Genomic DNA, 16,091 nt, shown 5'->3' on the forward strand with positions numbered 1-16,091 from the left:
TAGCCGGGGCCCGGTGGTGGCTCCTGTGCGAGGATTGTGGGGTGATCGATCCCTCCCTCCTTCGCGACCAGCCCGACCTGGTGAAGCGCTCGCAGCAGGCCCGCGGCGAGTCGCCCGAGACGGTCGACGCCGCCGTCGCGGCCGACCGCGATCGGCGCGCCGCGATCACCGCGTTCGAGGAGCTGCGCGCCGCGCAGAACGCCCACGGAAAGCGGGTCGCGCAGGCGCCCAAGGAGGAGAAGGCCGAGCTCGTCGCGCAGGCCAAGCAGCTCAGCGAGCAGGTCAAGGCCGCCCAGCGCGCCGTCGTCGAGTCCGAAGCCGCCGCCGAGGCCGCGTTCGCCCGGCTCGAGAACATCGTGCTCGACGGTGTGCCCGCCGGCGGCGAGGAGAACTTCGTCACCCTGCGCACGAACGGCGAGATCCCGACCTTCGATTTCGAGCCCCGCGACCACCTCGCCCTCGGCGAGATGCTCGGAGCCATCGACATGGAGCGCGGCACCAAGGTGTCCGGTGCCCGGTTCTACTTCCTCACCGGCATCGGCGCCCGGCTCGAGCTGGCGCTCATGACGCTGGGACTCGACCGCGCGCTGCAGGCCGGGTTCACCCCGATCATCCCCCCGACCCTCGTGCGTCCCGAGGTCATGCGCGGCACCGGATTCCTCGGCCAGCACGCCGACGAGGTCTACCACCTCGCCGAGGAGGACCTCTACCTCGTCGGCACCAGCGAGGTGCCGCTGGCCGGCTACCACATGGACGAGATCCTCGATCTCTCCGCCGGCCCCAAGCGCTACGCCGGCTGGTCCACGTGCTACCGCAGCGAGGCGGGCTCGCACGGCAAGGACACCCGCGGCATCATCCGCGTGCACCAGTTCAACAAGCTGGAGATGTTCGTCTACACGACCCCCGAGGACTCCGAGCGCGAGCACGAGCGGCTCGTGGAGATGCAGGAGGGGATGCTGCGCGAACTGGGCCTGAGCTATCGCGTCATCGACGTCGCCGCCGGCGACCTGGGATCCTCCGCCGCGCGCAAGTACGACATCGAGGCGTGGGTGCCCACGCAGGACGCCTATCGCGAGCTCACCAGCACGAGCAACTGCACGACCTTTCAGGCGCGGCGACTGAACATCCGTCACCGCCCGGACGGCGGCAAGACCACACCCGTGGCGACCCTCAACGGCACGCTGGCGACCACCCGCTGGATCGTCGCGCTGCTGGAGACCCACCAGCGCGCCGACGGTTCGGTGGCGGTGCCCGAGGTGCTGCGGCCGTACCTCGGCGGGCTCGAGATCCTGGAGCCGATCGCGTGAGCCGTGCCCATCTGCCCCCCGCCGGAGAGGTGGAGGTCACCGACCCCGCCGACGCCGCCGAGATCGTCGAGGACATCGCAGCGGATGCCGAGAACCCCGCGGTCCGCACTGAACGTCTGCTGATCGTGCTCGACATCGACGGCACCATCCTGCTCGAGGACGAATCGCTCAGCCCCGGCGTGGTCGAGGCCGTCGCCCACGCGCAGCAGGCCGGGCATGAGGTCATGCTCGCGACCGGACGCAGCTGGGAGAGCACGAGGGGCATCCTGCGCGTGCTGGAGATCTCCCCGACGTATGTGGTGTGCTCCAACGGCGCCGTCATCATGAAGCGGGTCAAGGGCGATGAGGTGCGCTACGAGCGCTTCCACACCGAGACGTTCGACCCCGCCGAGGTGCTGACGCTGCTGCGCGAGCACCTGCCGAACGCCCGCTACATGGTCGAGCTTCCCGACGGCCGACGGCTGTACACCGAGGAGCTCGACGACTGGAACCTGCAGGGTGCCCGCCGGGTGTCGTTCGAGGAGCTCTCGGCCCAGCCGGCCTCCCGCGTCGTCGTGGTCTCCCCCGACGAGACCGAGCAGGACTTCGTCGACCTCGTCGCGCGCATCGGCCTGAATGAGGTGTCGTACGCGGTCGGATGGACCGCCTGGCTCGACATCGCCCCCCGCGGCGTCGACAAGTCCAGTGCGCTGGCGCTGGTCTGCGACTGGCTCGGCGTCGAGCCGTCGCATGTGATCGTCATCGGCGACGGACGCAATGACATCGGAATGTTCCGGTGGGCGCGGGAGAACGGCGGTCGCGCGGTCGCGATGGCACAGGGCGTCGACGAAGTGCGCTCGGTGGCCGGCGAGACCACGGGCTCGGTGCAGGCCGGCGGTGTCGCCGAGGTGCTGCGGGCCCTCTGACACACCCGCCGTCGCCGGTCATCACGGTGCTGCGCGCCGTACAGCGGCTGCCCAGCCGTCCCGGCGAGAATGGGCACTGGCGCCGTCGACTAGACTCGGGGCCTGTTCGACGGATGCCGTGAGGCGTTCGCCGGGAGGGTTGTCCGAGCGGCCGATGGACCTGGTCTTGAAAACCAGTGGGCAGCAATGTCCCGTGGGTTCGAATCCCACACCCTCCGCAGACGCGTCCCGGGTGTGGCGGCACGGCCCGCCCCACCGAGAGGACACCCGTGACCGACGCACCCGAACCCGGCCGCGCGCCCACCGCGCGCTCCGGTCGGCGTCCGCTGGCGCGCCACGGCGTGCAATCATCGCCCGGTCCCGTCGCGCAGCTGATGAAGGCGGTCGCGATCGTGCTGGCCGTCGTGCTCGTGTCGGGGGTCGGTGTCGCGGCCTACACCTGGTTCACGCTGGCATCCACGTTCGCCGACGGCTCGGTCGATCTCGATGGGCAGGAATCGGTGCCGCCGGACATCGGCGCGATCGAGGGCGGAGTGAACCTGCTGCTGGCGGGCACCGACGCCTGCGAGCCCGAGTACGCGCAGTATTTCGGCGACCGGTGCACCGGAGCGGATGCCGAGGCCGAGCTCAACGACGTCAACATGCTCGTGCACATCTCGGATGAGCCCCGGCGCGTCACCGTCATCTCCTTCCCGCGCGACCTGATGGTCCCGATCCCGTCGTGCACGCACTCCGACGGCACGGTGACCTCCGCGATGAGCAAGCGCCCGCTGAACTCCGCCTACACGAACGGCGGCGACGCCGGCCTGGCCTGCGTCGTCTCGACGATCGCCGCGCTCACCGGCCAGGACATCCCGTTCGCCGCCAAAGTGACGTGGGGCGGGGTGATCGAGGTGACCAACGCCGTGGGCGGCGTGGAGGTGTGCATCGCCAACGGCATCCGCGACCACCACACCGGAATCGACTGGGAGGCGGGCAACCGCACCATCGCCGGGCTCGAGGCCTTGCAGTTCCTGCGCACCCGCCACGGCGTCGGCAACGGCGGCGACCTCGGGCGTATCTCCAACCAGCAGCAGTACATGTCGCGGCTGGCCCGCAAGCTCATCAGCGACGAGGTGCTGACCAACCCGGCGACCCTGTACTCGCTGGCGTCGACCGCGGTCGAGAACGTCACGCCCAGCAAGAGCCTCACGAACCCCCTGACGCTCATGCAGATCGCTCTGGCGGTGAAGGACGTTCCCTTCGAGGAGATCGTGTTCCTGCAGTACCCCGTGGTGGAGGACCCCGACGACCCGAACAAGGTCGTCCCCGACGAGGCGGCCGCGGCGGCGCTGTGGGCGGCTCTCGAGGCGAACCAGCCGATCGTGCTGAGCGGCGAGGCCAGCCAGGGCGACGGCGTGGTCGTTGTCGAGCCGGAGACCCCGCAGGAGGCCACGCCCGAGGAGCCGGCGACCCCGGCGGACCCCGGCGAGACCGCCGCGCCGGGGGAGACCCCGGGCACCGTGACGACGCTGCCGGAATCGATCACCGGGCAGACCGCTGCGCAGGAGACCTGCTCGAACGGTAACCTCGGAGGATGACCTCGCGCGGCACCCGGACGCACGGGCGACGCCTTCCGGTGGCACGCCACGGAAAACTGCGTTCCCCGCACCCCCTCACCCAGGCCCTGACCGTCCTCGGCGTCATCGTGGCGGTCGTCGCGGTGTCGGGCGCGACGGTCGCCGGCTACGCCGCCGTCGGCCTCGTCTCGGACTTCGCCCAGAACTCGGTCGCACTCGATGACGCCCCGGCGCAGCCGCCCAGCCTCGGCCCGCTCGACGGTCCGATCACGATGGTGGTGACGGGCACCGACGAGTGCGAGGCAGAGATCGCGGAGTGGTTCGGCGATCGTTGCACGGGCAAGGATGCCGGTGGCCAGCTGAACGACGTCAACATGCTGCTGCACATCTCCGACGCCCCCCGTCGGGTCACGGTCGTGTCGTTCCCGCGCGACCTGATGGTGCCGATCCCTTCGTGCACGGGCGAGGACGGCCGCCAGACGTGGGCCATGAGCAAGCAGCCCCTGAACTCGGCGTACTCCTACGGGGGCCTCGGCTGCGTCGTGAACACGCTGTCGGATCTCAGCGGCATGAGCGTGCCCTACGCCGCGAAGGTCAGCTTCGGCAACGTCATCAACATCACCGACGCGATCGGCGGCGTGGAGGTCTGCATCGCCGGCGGCATCCGCGACCCCTACACCGGCATCGACTGGCCGGCCGGCACGCGCACCGTCGCGGGCTACGACGCGCTGCAGTTCCTGCGCACCCGGCACGGCGTCGGCGACGGCTCGGACCTCGGGCGCATCAGCAACCAGCAGCAGTACATGTCGCGTCTCGTGAAGAAGCTCGTCAGCGAAGAGGTGCTCACCGACGTCGGCACGCTGGGCTCGCTCGCGGGCACCGCGGTGAAGAACGTCACGCCCAGCGAGTCGCTCACCAACCCGATGCGCATGGTGCAGATCGCCCTCGCGGCCAAGGATGTCGCGTTCGAGGACATCACCTTCCTGCAGTACCCGACCCTCACCGACCCGTACGACGTCAACAAGGTCGTCCCCGACCACGCTGCAGCCGACCTGATGTGGGACGCGCTGCGCGCGAACCAGCCGCTCGAGCTGAGCGGCGAGGCCGGCAAGAACGACGCCGTCGTCGTTGTCGAGCCGCCGGCGGATGCCGCGCCGGCCGATCCCGCGGCGCCGGCCGCGCCGCCCGTGGGCGAGGGGGAGGGCCCTGCGGAGACCGAGGCCCCGGTCGAAGACGCCACCGTCTCCGACGGCACCGTGGTGCTGCCGCGGTCGATCACGGGCTCCACCGCCGCCCAGGAGACCTGCTCGGTCGGCAACGTCCGCGGGTGAGCGTGTTCTTCGGAGGGCCCGCGACCAGGTTATGATGGCTGAGCGCATCCGTCGCTCGTCGTCGGATGCCTGGAGACGTCGCATAGTCAGGCCTAGTGCACCACCCTGCTAAGGTGGAGTCCCCTTATGGGGACCGAGGGTTCAAATCCCTCCGTCTCCGCTCCAATAATGACTCGATCAGACGTGCAGTCGGGTCTTCAATCCGCAGATCTGCGTCCGACCACGCGTGCGCATGGAGCATTGCCGGAACGCACGGTCAGAGGAGACCGCGCACGTGGGCTTCGCTGAGGAAGTCGTCGCGGCTGGTCGCACGGAACTTGCGGTAGATGCTCGAGATCTGCGTCTTGACGGTGTTCTCCGAGACGAACAGGCGCTGCGCGATGTCGCGGCGGGGCAGGCCCTCCAAGAGCAGCGGGAGCAGCTCGCGTTCGCGCGCGGTCAGCGCGCCGGCCTGCGCGAGGACAGGCCAATCGGCGACCATCGCGCCCGCGGATGCGGCGGGGCCGACAGGCGCGGCTACCGCGAGGTCGAACGCCGGAAGGCCGTGCGCGAGCGCATGGGCGCGGTCTCCGGCGCGCTGCGCGGCCTCGGGTTCGTCGAGCGCGCGGTGCGCGAGGGCGAGGAGCGTGAGGCGCCACATCTCCGCTTGACGCAGCCCCGCAGTGTGCGGTGCGAGGCGCAGCGCGATCGTGCGGGCGCGTCCGGGCTCGCCTGCGGCGAGCGCGAGCGCAACCGCGAGGAGGCGGTTGAGCGGTGCCTGGGCGTCCGCGGTCGGCAGGGTGTCGCGCGGGACCGCGACGTGTCCGCGCGAGAGCGCGAGGGCGGCCTCGGCCAGATCGAACACCGCGCCGGGCAGGCCGTCGCCGTCCGCGCCGGGTGGGTCGGCCGCGCGCAGGTTCGCGAGGAGGCCGTCGATCCCCGCCGACGGGTCGGCGAGCGCGATGCGCGTGAGCGCGAGGACGTAGAACGGCCACATCTCGCCGATGTCCGGCCGTGGGATCGCGCGCACGCGCTCGAGGCGTGTGGTGGCATCGATGTCGTCGACGAGCGCCGCGGCGATGCCCGCGGACGCGTCGACGACGTGCTCGGCCCAGCTCGCGGTGCGCTCGACGGCTGCGGCATCCGCGAGTTCGCGGCGTGCGTCTTCGGGATCTCCCAGGACGGCATGGATGATGGCCGACTTCACGTGCGCGTCACGCACGAGGAAGCGCAGCTCGGCGGGCGGGCGGGTCCACTTGGCGCGCTCGAAGTCGGCGAGCGCGGCGCGGTACCGGCCCGCGAGCATGCGCGTGATGCCGGCCTGCACGGCCAGGAAGATCCCGGAGACGGAGGCCGCGTCCGCGAAGAGGTTGCGCGCACCCGCCCGGGAGCCGCCGCCGGACAGCAGTGCGAGCGCGGTGCGGTGCTGCCCCGTGACGCGCGCGCCGAGCACCGCGAGCGCGAGCGTGGCGGGGTCGCGGCGCAGTGCCTCGGCGCCTGCGCTCGCGCGATCGACGTCATCCATGAGCGGGACGTGCTCGCCGCGCAAGAACGCGAGCACGTGCGTCGACACGACCGATGAGCGCAGCGCGTCGTCGGGCGCGGCCTCGAGGATCTCGCGGACCTCGGCGGGGGGCAGCCCGAACCACGCTTCGATCGCGGAGTCAGCGAACACCGCGGGGATCTGCTCGCGCGGACCGGCGCTCCGCAACGTCCGCAGCCGCTCGACGACACTCATGGCGCGCGCACTTCCGATCTGGCGAAGGCGTTGCACTCGGGTGGGTGCGCGGGGTCGCGTCGCCAGTCCCAGCCCCGCGGATCACTGTCCAGGATACCCGCGGCCCGCCCCGATCCCCGCCGCGGAGGCGGCACGGGTGAACCGGCGGGTGAAATCGCCCGCAAACAGCCGGGCGCGCCGAGTCGCGTGGAGAAGAGTGGTGCATGCGGCGCGAGCCGCCCCGTAGCTGTGCTTGCACTGCGTCCCCTCAGCGTCCACCCGAAGGACCGACGGGCGCGCGTGCGCACGCGCGTCCGTGGAACCAGGGGGGAACCATGCCCGAAACCCGTGTCGCCGATACGCGCCGATCCCGGCGCGTCGCCCGTCGCCGCATCCGTTCGCGCGTGGTCGCGTTCGTCCTGGCTCCCGCGCTCGCGCTCGGCGCCGTCGGCGCGGGTGCGCTGACCGTGACCAGCGCGTCGGCGGCCGCCCTGCCGGCCCCCACAGCCGGCATCGCGCTGCGCGACACGGGCGGCGCGCACGGCGACGCCGACGCCAAGCCGTTCATCCTCGCGGGTGAGGACGCCGTGCTCGACGTGTCGCTGACCAACAGCGCGCCCGCCGACGGATTCAACATCGCGTTCTCGCTCGCGCTGCCCGAGGGCATCGCTTTCGTCTCGAGCGGTCTGGGGACCCCCGTGCGCTACGGGCCGGGGGAGACGCTGCCCAACAGCGCCAAGACCCCGCCCGCAGCGGCCGTCCCGGCGGGCATGCAGCTGTGGGTGTTCGAGGACGTCGCCGACCTCCCCGGTGGCGCGACGTACGACGCGAGCATCATCGTGCGGCCCGACGCCGCCGTGTTCCCCGTGGGTGCATCCCCCGACTTCGCCGTCGCCGGGCACGTGTCGTCGGCTGCCCCGTTGCGCCCGATGTTCGACGGGTCGACCGGTGTGGGCGGCGCCGAGGCGCTGCGGCACTCCTCTTCGGGCACGGACGTGCAGAGCGTGCCGGTGCAGGCACTGCGCCTCACGAAGCACGAGCCGAGCCCCGAGGAAGAACTCCTGCGCGGCGTGCACGACAACCACACGACGTACACCGTCACGATCGAGAACACGCCGCAGGGCACGACCGACGACGTCGTCGTCGTCGACTACCTGCCGGCGGGCCTGGAGTTCCTCGTGTGCGCCGACACCGACAACACGCAGGCCTCCCCGCTACTGTATGACGGCGTCGGTGCGCTCGGTGGCACGCGCGAATACCCCGGCGCCGGCCCGATCACCTCGACGGCGCCCGCCGACTGCGTGCAGCCGGTGCGCGTCGAGACGGTCGACTCCGACCTGCCTGCCGGCCTGCCTGCGGGCGTCTATACGAAGGTCACATGGGAGCTGCCCGCGCTGTCGGGTGCGACCGCGCAGGCGTTCCCGGACACCGCGGGAACGCCGGGCGTCACCACCCTGCGCTACCGCGCCGCGGTGCCGCTGTTCGAGAACACGATGACGTTCACGACGGCCGTCGGCGACGCGACGCCCGATGCGCAGACGGTCGCGCAGGCCGCGAATCTCAACAACAACACCGGCGCGTCGACGCGTCACGGCCTCGGCTCGCGTCACGACGACGGGCGGCAGTTCCGCAACGCGGCGACCGTGAGCGGCACCTACACGTCAGCGACTCCCGCATCCGCGCCGGTGCCGGCGAGCGACAGCGACACCGAGCGCATCATCGCGATGGACCTGCGCATCCTGAAGTCCGTCGCGACGAGCGCCGGCACCGACTTCGTCACGGGCGAACTCGCGACCTTCACGCTTGACCTGGCGACGAGCGAATACGCGGGCGCCGACCGGATGCGGATCACCGACGTCCTGCCGAACGGTCTGTGCCCCGCGCTGCCCGCGTCGACCGCCGTACTGACCGGCGACCCGTGGCCGGGACACTGCGCGCATCCGTCCACCGCGCCCGGCGCACAGGTCACGGGGGCCGACGTCGCCGGCATCTCCTACGACCAGGGCTTGGGCGAATTCACGGTGACGTTCGAGCCGGATCCCGACGCCCTCGCGGCGAAGCAGACGCACCAGATCGTCTACACCGCGCTCATGCGTCCGTCGTACACCGACCACCATCCGTTCGTGGGCAGCACGACCTCGGGCGATCGGCTCGTCAACGAGGTCGAGATCGAAGGCGTCACGCTCTCCATCGACGCGCTCGACGGTGTCGCCTCAGTCGCGGGCGCGCCGGCCTTCGGGGAGCAGGACGTGTGGGACGACTCGTCCGCATCGCTCGGCTCCCAGTTCTCCGCGATCGGCAAGCGCGTCCTCGCGCGCGACGCGGTCATCGAAACCGCACCCGCGGCGCCGACCGCCGCGACCGCGTGCCCGGTGGATGCCACGAACGCCGCATGGGCGGACGACGTGACGGGCCCCACCCACGTGCCCTTCGTGCCCGGTGACGTGGTCTGCTACGAGCTGACCGTCCGCTTCGCGAACCAGCTGGACGTGCGCAACGCGCGCGTGACCGACTTCCTCCCCGCGGGCGTCGCGTACGTCGATTCCGCGGTCGCGGCCGGTACGACGCCCGGGCTCGAGGTGTCGGCGCCGTCGCGCGACGGTCAGCGCGTCGACTGGCGCGTGGGCACCGAGGGCGCCGACGGCGCTCGCTTCGTGCCGCTCGGCTCCACGCTCGTGCTGCACGTACTGGGCGCCGTCACGTCGTGGACCCCCAACGATGCGGCCGACCTCGACAAGCCCGCGAATCTCATGAAGTACCGCCAGGAGAACGTGCACGGCGACGTCTTCTTCCTGCGCGACGAAGCTGTGATCGCGACCGGGCGCGGTCCCGCGCTGATCAAGGGCGTCCACTCGGTCGACGGCGACCCCCGCCGCACGGCGCGCACGCAGCGCGACGGTGACGGCGACACGTTCGCGTCGAACCGCGACGGCATCCACGTGCGCCAGGGTGAGATCGTGCGCTACCGCATCGACCTCACCGGCGGCACGAATGCGGTCACCGACCTGCACGTGTGGGATGCGCTGCCTCCCGGCGTACGCGCCGTGGACGTGGACGTGGACGTGGACGTCGACCCGAGCTGGGCGCACGGCACGGTGCTCGATCCCGGTGCCCCCGGCTATCCCACGTCACTCCCGGCCGCGCTCGCCGACCGCTCGGTGATCGTGTGGGACGGCATCGGCCTCGCGGCGGGAGCAGAGCGCACGCTCATGTACGAGATCACGGTGCCCGACGGCACGCTCGTGAACACGACGCTGCCCAACACCGCCGCGATCCCGCGATACGACCTTCCGCTGAACACCGGCGGCACCGCGACCGTGTACCCGACGGGTTCCCTCGATGAGACGCCGCGCGATCCGGTGGTCACCGTGCCGGGCGCGGGCACGCGCGACGACTCCGCGGTGCACACACCGCCCGCGGCCGTGCGCAAAGACCTCGTCGGCTCCGAGATCAGTCCCGCGACCGCCGACCGCGACCCTGCGGACGGCCCCGCCGACGTCGTGCAGGGCGAGATCATGACGTTCAGCTATGCGGTCACCGTTCCCGCCGGCACGTCCGTGCGCGACGGTGTCCTCGCCGATCGGGGCACCCTCACTCCCGGCGCCGTGCCGTTCATCGTGACGGGCGGATCGTGGGCGGCCTCCGCGCTCACGGGTGCGACGGCATCCGACTTCACGTTCGCCGAGACGCCGCCGGCCGGCACCCAGCGCGGGGTGCTGACCTTCCCGACGACCTACACGAACAGCTCGGCCGTCGACCAGGTGTTCACGGTGACCCTGACAGGTTACGTGGGGGACGCGGGCGCGAACGGCACGACGCTGAGCAACCGCGCGTCGTTCACCTCGGCGTCGTGGAACGGCACGGACGACGCACGCGTGACGTACCGCGAGCCGGCGCCGGAGATCGACAAGACCGCGTCGAAGACGACCGACGTGAGCAGCAGCGACGTCATCACGTACACGCTCACGGTCGGCAACGCGTCCGGCCGCGTGCACAGCTACGACAACGTTGTGACCGACACGGTTCCCGCGGGCCTGCGCGTGGACGTCGCAGGGATCACGCCGCAGCCGGTGTCGGTGGATGCCGGCGTGAGCACGGGCGTGGGCGGCGACATCGTGTGGCATCTGGCGACGCTGTCGCCGACCGCGACGATCACGTACAGCGCGCGCATCGACCCGAGCACGGGTGCGGGCGGCGCGTTCACCAACGTCGCCGACGTGCACGGCTATACGCTGCCCGCGACCCTCGCCCCGGACGCGGACGACCGCCGTGGCGAACGCGCCGCCGACGACGACGCGACCGTGACGGCGGTCACCGCCGATCTCGCCAAGGGTGTGCGCATCGCCGGCACGACGGCCGCGTTCGCGGAAAGCGCGAGCGCGCCCATCGGCCAGACCGTCGAGTACGAGATCGTCGCGACGCTGCACGCCGACATCAACTACTACGGCGCGCGCATCCAGGACGACCTGCCCGCCGGCGCGCAGCTCATCGAGTCGTCGATCTCCGGACCGGCCGTGGCACCGCTGGCGCTTCCCGGAGCGTGGACGCGCACGCACGACGCCGCGACGAACACGTGGACGTGGGCGTACGGCGACATTCCGTCGGCGGGCGTCGACCGGACGCTCACGCTGCGTTACCGCGTGCTGCTCTCCGACGACATCGCGAACTCGATCGCGTCGCTGCCGAACACCGCGGCGCTGTCGTGGACGACGGCCGCGGGCGACGAGTCCACGCGGACGCCGGTCGACGACACGGCGACCGTCACCGTGCTCGACCCGCGCCCCGCGATCACCAAGACCGTGGACGACACGACCCCCGCACCCGGGCAGCGCTTCACATACACGCTCGAGGTCACGAACGCCGGCGCGACCCCCGGGTACCGCCTCATCGTGACCGACACGGTGCCCGACGGCGTCGTCGTCGACCCCGCGTCGATCTCGACGGGTGGCGCGCTCTCCGGCGCGACCGCGACCGGTGGCGGGGTCATCACGTGGGATGCCGCGGACCTGCCCGGCCCGCTGCATCCGTCGGCCTCGTCCGCGTCGCCGACCGCGATCACGCTCACATACGACGCGGTCCTCGCGGCGTCCGCGACCATCGGTGACGATGACGAGTTCGAGAACACCGCACGCGTCACGAGTGTGGAGTCCTTCCCGGACGGCGGCCGTGCGCTCACGCCCGCCGACGTGCAGGACACCGCGATCGTCGACCCCGCGTTCCCGCACGTCGTGCTCCACAAGACCGCCGCCAATGGCACGACTGCGTACGCCGGCGAGCCGTTCGCGTGGACGCTGACCTTGCGCAACACCGGCGACGGCGACGCGACCACGATCGCGGTGACCGACGTGCTGCCGCAGCACTGGAGCTACGACATGGGATCCGCGACGATCCGCGTCGGCACGGACGCGCCGCGCGCGCTCGCCGACCCGAGCGTCGCCGCGGCAGGCGACGTGCAGACGCTCGTCTGGAACGCCGCCGCGATTTCCGCCGCCGCGCCCGCGCTGCCCGGAACCGCGAGCGGCGCGTACGAGGCCGCACGCACGATCGTGATCGGGTTCACGGCGACCCCCGCGGTCGCCGCGCTCACCGCCGCGGGCGCCACGACCGACGCGGGCGTGCGCGTGCCGCACACCAACACCCTCTCGGCGACGACGACCGACCCCACCGGCGCGACCGGCAACGCCGATGGTCCGTACACGGCCGCCGACGACACCGCCGACGCGTACCTGCACGCCGCCGACCTGCGCCTCGACAAGGTCGCGGGCCCGGGCCTGGTCGCGGGCGCCGCGCCCGCCGTCGCGTGGACGATCACGGTGCGCAACACCGGACCCGACACCGCGGTCGGACCGTTCACCGTGACCGACGAGTGGGGCACGCTGCCGGACGGGTTCACCGTGACCGGTGTCGCGGGCGACGGCTGGACGTGCGACGCGCCGACCGCCGTCGGCGTCACGTGCACGCGCAGCGACGCCACCGAGACGCTCGCGAAGGACGCGGCGTTCCCGGCGCTGTCGATCACCGCCGCCGCGGCCTCGAGCTTCGACCTCGCCGACGCGCCCGTTTCGAACAGCGCGACCGTCACGGCGCGCACGTTCGACCCGGATGCGGACGACAACACCGACTCCGCCGAGGTGCCGGTCACGGCATCCGCCGACCTCGCCGTGGGCAAGACCGGACCGGCCACGCCCCCCAACGCGGGCGATGCGCTCACGTGGACGATCACCGTCACCAACTCCGGGCCCAGCGACTCGGTGAGCACGACCGCGAAGCCGATCACCGTCGCCGACACGATTCCCGCGGGGATCGAGGGCGTGGTGCTCGGCGCGTTGCCGGCGGGATGGAGCGCGAACACCGCGGCGGCTCTGGACGCCGGCGATGAGCTCACGCTCACGCTCGCGGACGGCGCACGGCTCGTGAGCGGTGCGGCCGTGACGTTCACGCTGACCGGTACTGTGTCGCCGTCGCTCGCGCCGGGCACCACGATCGCGAACACCGCGACCGTCACTCCGGGTGCGACCGACGACCCCGTGCTGGCCAACAACACGAGCACGACCACGACGATGCCGGCGACGGACACGACGATCGGGGTCAGCAAGACGCGGCAGGTGCTCGAGGGCGGGACGTGGCGTGACGCGACCGCCGACGACGCGCCGGTCGCCGGTGCACCTGTGTCGTACCTCGTCGCCGTCGCGAACACGGGAACCGCGGATGCGCGCGGCGTGAGCGTCACCGACGCCGTCGCGGACTATCTCACGTACGCGTCGTTCGTGAGCGTCGAGGGAAGCTGGACGCGCACGTCGACCACCGCGACCGCGGGCGACGACCAGGCCTTCGCACTCGCGGGTGCCCTCGTCCCGGGTGCGACCGCCGCGTTGCGGCTCACGTTCGATCTCGCGGCGGGCCACACCGGCGACGTGGTGAACGCCGTCGTGGCCGGCGCGGAGAACGCACCCGACGCGAGCGACGACGACGGACACGGCGCGGCGCGCTTTGCGAACCTGTCGATCGCGAAGACGCACACGGGGGACGCCGTGGCCGGCGAGAGCATGCCGTACACGCTCACCGTCACCAACCACGGGCCTTCCGACGCCTCCGGGCCGCTCGTGGTCACCGACACGCTGCCCGCAGGGTTCGCGTACGCCGCGGGCTCCGCGACCGTGCGGGTCGACGGTGGCGCGGCTGCCGCGCTCGAACCGACGGCGCGGGACGGCGTGCTGACGTGGACGATCGGCACCGCCGCATCCACCTTCGCCGTGGGCAGCACCGTGACCGTCGCGTTCACGGCCGATGTCGACGCAGACGTGACCGCCGGCACGTACACGAATGTCGCGACCGTAGACGGTCCGCACGACACGGATCCCAGTGACGACGTCGCGCACGACCCCACGATCGTCACGACCTCGGCCGACCTCTCGGTCGTCAAGACCGCCGCGGCCGGATCGCACGTCGCCGGCACCGACGTCGCGTTCACGCTGCGCGTCACGAACGCGGGCCCCTCGGTCGCGCGCGACGTCGCCGTGATCGACGCCGTGCCGTCCGGCATGACCGTGACCGCACTGAGCGGGGCGGGCTTCACGTGCGACGTCGCGAGCGCGACGTGCGTCCGTGCGATCCTGCCCGTCGGCACGTTCGACATCGCCGTGACCGCGCGCGTCGCATCCGCCGTCGCGGACGCGACCGACCTCACGAACACCGTGACCGTCACGAGCTCGACGCCCGACCCGGACGGCCCGGCTACCGACGACGAGACGGTGCGCGTGAACGCGCTCGCGGATCTCGCCCTCACGAAGACGGCCGTAGACGACGCGCTTGTGCCGCGCACGACCGCGGACGCGGGGGCGACCGTGCGCTACCTGCTCGAGGTCACGAACGAGGGCGCATCCGATGCCGTGGGGCCGCTGCGCATCACCGACACGCTGCCCGCGGGCATGACGTTCATCGCGGTCGCGGACGGCGGCGCCGCGTGGACGTGTGCCGCGGACGCCGGTGCACCCCGCCTCGTCGAGTGCGTGCACGCGGGCGGGCTGCCTGCCGGCGCACACGCGAGCGCCCTCGTGATCCATGTTTCGCTGGATCCGGGAATGCCGACCGGTCCCGCCGTCAACGTCGCGAGCGTGTCGTCGGCGACGCCGGATCCCGAGCCCGCGAACGACACCGACGACGCGCTCGTCGAGGTCACGCACGCGACCGACCTGTCGATCACGAAGACGCACGACCCGGCATCCGTGCGGATCGGCGATGCGCTCACGTTCGGTCTCGTCGTGCGCAACGACGGGCCGTCCGTCGCGACCGGCATCGAGGTCGTCGACACGCTGCCGGCGGGCCTGGAGTACCTCGACGCGGGCGCGACGGCCCCGGAGTGGTCCGTCACCGCGGTGCCCGCGGCCGACGGCACGACGGTGCTCACCGCTGCGCTCGCGACGGCCCTCGCGCCGGGTGCGTCCGCTCCGGTGCTCGAGGTGGCCGCGCGCGTGCACGCCGCTGCGTATCCCGCTGTCGTCAACGTCGCGCAGGTGAGCGGCGCGCAGCCCGATCGGGACCCCTCCGACAACATCGCCGAAGACCCCGTCGATGTGCCCGCGCAGGCCGCCCTGGTGCTCGAGAAGCTCGCGCACGGCGCGTTCGAGGTCGGGGGGACGGGCAGCTATACGCTCACGCTCACCAACCGCGGTCCCACCGAGGATCCGGGTCCGGTGGTCATCACCGACGACCTGCCCGCGGGCCTCGACGTCCGTGGCGTGACCGGGCACGGCATGACGTGCGCCGACGCGTCCGGGACGGTGACGTGCACGGTGAACGGGCCGCTCGCGGTCGGAGCATCCGCGACCGCGCGCGTGAGCGTCGCGATCGGCGTCGCCGCGTTCCCCGAGGTGGTCAACACGGCCGTGGTCGACTCGCCCACCGAGCAGACGCCGGACGCGCGGCTGAGCGCGTCGGCGACGACGTCCGTGTCCGCGCAGCCGCTGCCTGCGACCGGGGGCACGCCGTCGCTGTGGCTCGGCGCCACCGCTCTGCTGCTCGCACTCGCGGGTGCCGCGCTGCTGATCGTGCGGCGCCGCGGCGCCGTGCGCCGGGCGTGAGTCGCCCTCCGGGACGGAACTGCGCGCGGTGCCGCGAGTTCCGTCCCGGAGAGTGAGCATCGCGCACGCGAGCATCCCCAGTCAGGCCTCGTGCACCACCCTGCTAGGGTGGGGTCCCCTGAGGGGGCCGAGGTTCGATTCCTCCGTCTCCGCCATTTCTTCTCGCCTCTCGCCCTTCTCGGCAGCGAGGCCCGGGCCCGGCGCTCGTCAGAG

6 protein-coding genes and 2 tRNA genes are annotated in these 16,091 nt (G+C 72.1%); 7 read left to right on the plus strand and 1 reads right to left on the minus strand.

The genetic code is table 11. The annotated features are described in order from the left end of the window. The first annotated feature begins 41 nt into the window (after positions 1-41). The 6 genes from serS to NQ165_RS04885 all read left to right on the plus strand — a co-directional run bounded on the left by serS (position 42) and on the right by NQ165_RS04885 (position 5,262). The gene (serS, locus tag NQ165_RS04860; protein WP_257531888.1) at positions 42-1,307 is read left to right on the plus strand and encodes a serine--tRNA ligase; all 1,266 of its coding nucleotides are present in this window, start codon (positions 42-44) and stop codon (positions 1,305-1,307) included. Next, positions 1,304-2,212 (plus strand): HAD family hydrolase, encoded by a 909-nt coding sequence (locus tag NQ165_RS04865; protein WP_257526310.1) that lies wholly within the window; start codon positions 1,304-1,306, stop codon positions 2,210-2,212. Before serS ends, NQ165_RS04865 begins: the two co-directional genes overlap by 4 nt. 133 nt (positions 2,213-2,345) lie before the next feature. After that, a tRNA-Ser gene (locus tag NQ165_RS04870) sits at positions 2,346-2,430 on the plus strand. A 51-nt stretch (positions 2,431-2,481) separates the two neighbouring features. Next, entirely contained in the window at positions 2,482-3,792 is a 1,311-nt protein-coding gene (locus NQ165_RS04875) for an LCP family protein (protein ID WP_257531890.1), read from the plus strand. Further along, entirely contained in the window at positions 3,789-5,102 is a 1,314-nt protein-coding gene (locus tag NQ165_RS04880) for an LCP family protein (RefSeq protein ID WP_257526308.1), read from the plus strand. The genes NQ165_RS04875 and NQ165_RS04880 overlap by 4 nt, the downstream gene beginning before the upstream one ends. A gap of 71 nt (positions 5,103-5,173) precedes the next feature. Continuing rightward, positions 5,174-5,262: transfer RNA gene (locus NQ165_RS04885), tRNA-Ser, on the plus strand. A gap of 96 nt (positions 5,263-5,358) precedes the next feature. Here NQ165_RS04885 and NQ165_RS04890 read toward each other — a convergent pair. Next, the gene (locus NQ165_RS04890; protein WP_257531892.1) at positions 5,359-6,819 is read right to left on the minus strand and encodes a LuxR C-terminal-related transcriptional regulator; all 1,461 of its coding nucleotides are present in this window, start codon (positions 6,817-6,819) and stop codon (positions 5,359-5,361) included. A gap of 314 nt (positions 6,820-7,133) precedes the next feature. Here NQ165_RS04890 and NQ165_RS04895 point away from each other — a divergent pair, with 314 nt between their 5' ends. Beyond that, complete coding sequence (locus tag NQ165_RS04895) at positions 7,134-15,878, plus strand: isopeptide-forming domain-containing fimbrial protein (protein ID WP_257531893.1); 8,745 nt, start codon at positions 7,134-7,136, stop codon at positions 15,876-15,878. The last annotated feature ends 213 nt before the right edge of the window (positions 15,879-16,091 follow it).

Source organism: Microbacterium sp. zg.Y1084 (assembly GCF_024623595.1).
Taxonomy (GTDB): Bacteria; Actinomycetota; Actinomycetes; order Actinomycetales; family Microbacteriaceae; genus Microbacterium; species Microbacterium wangruii.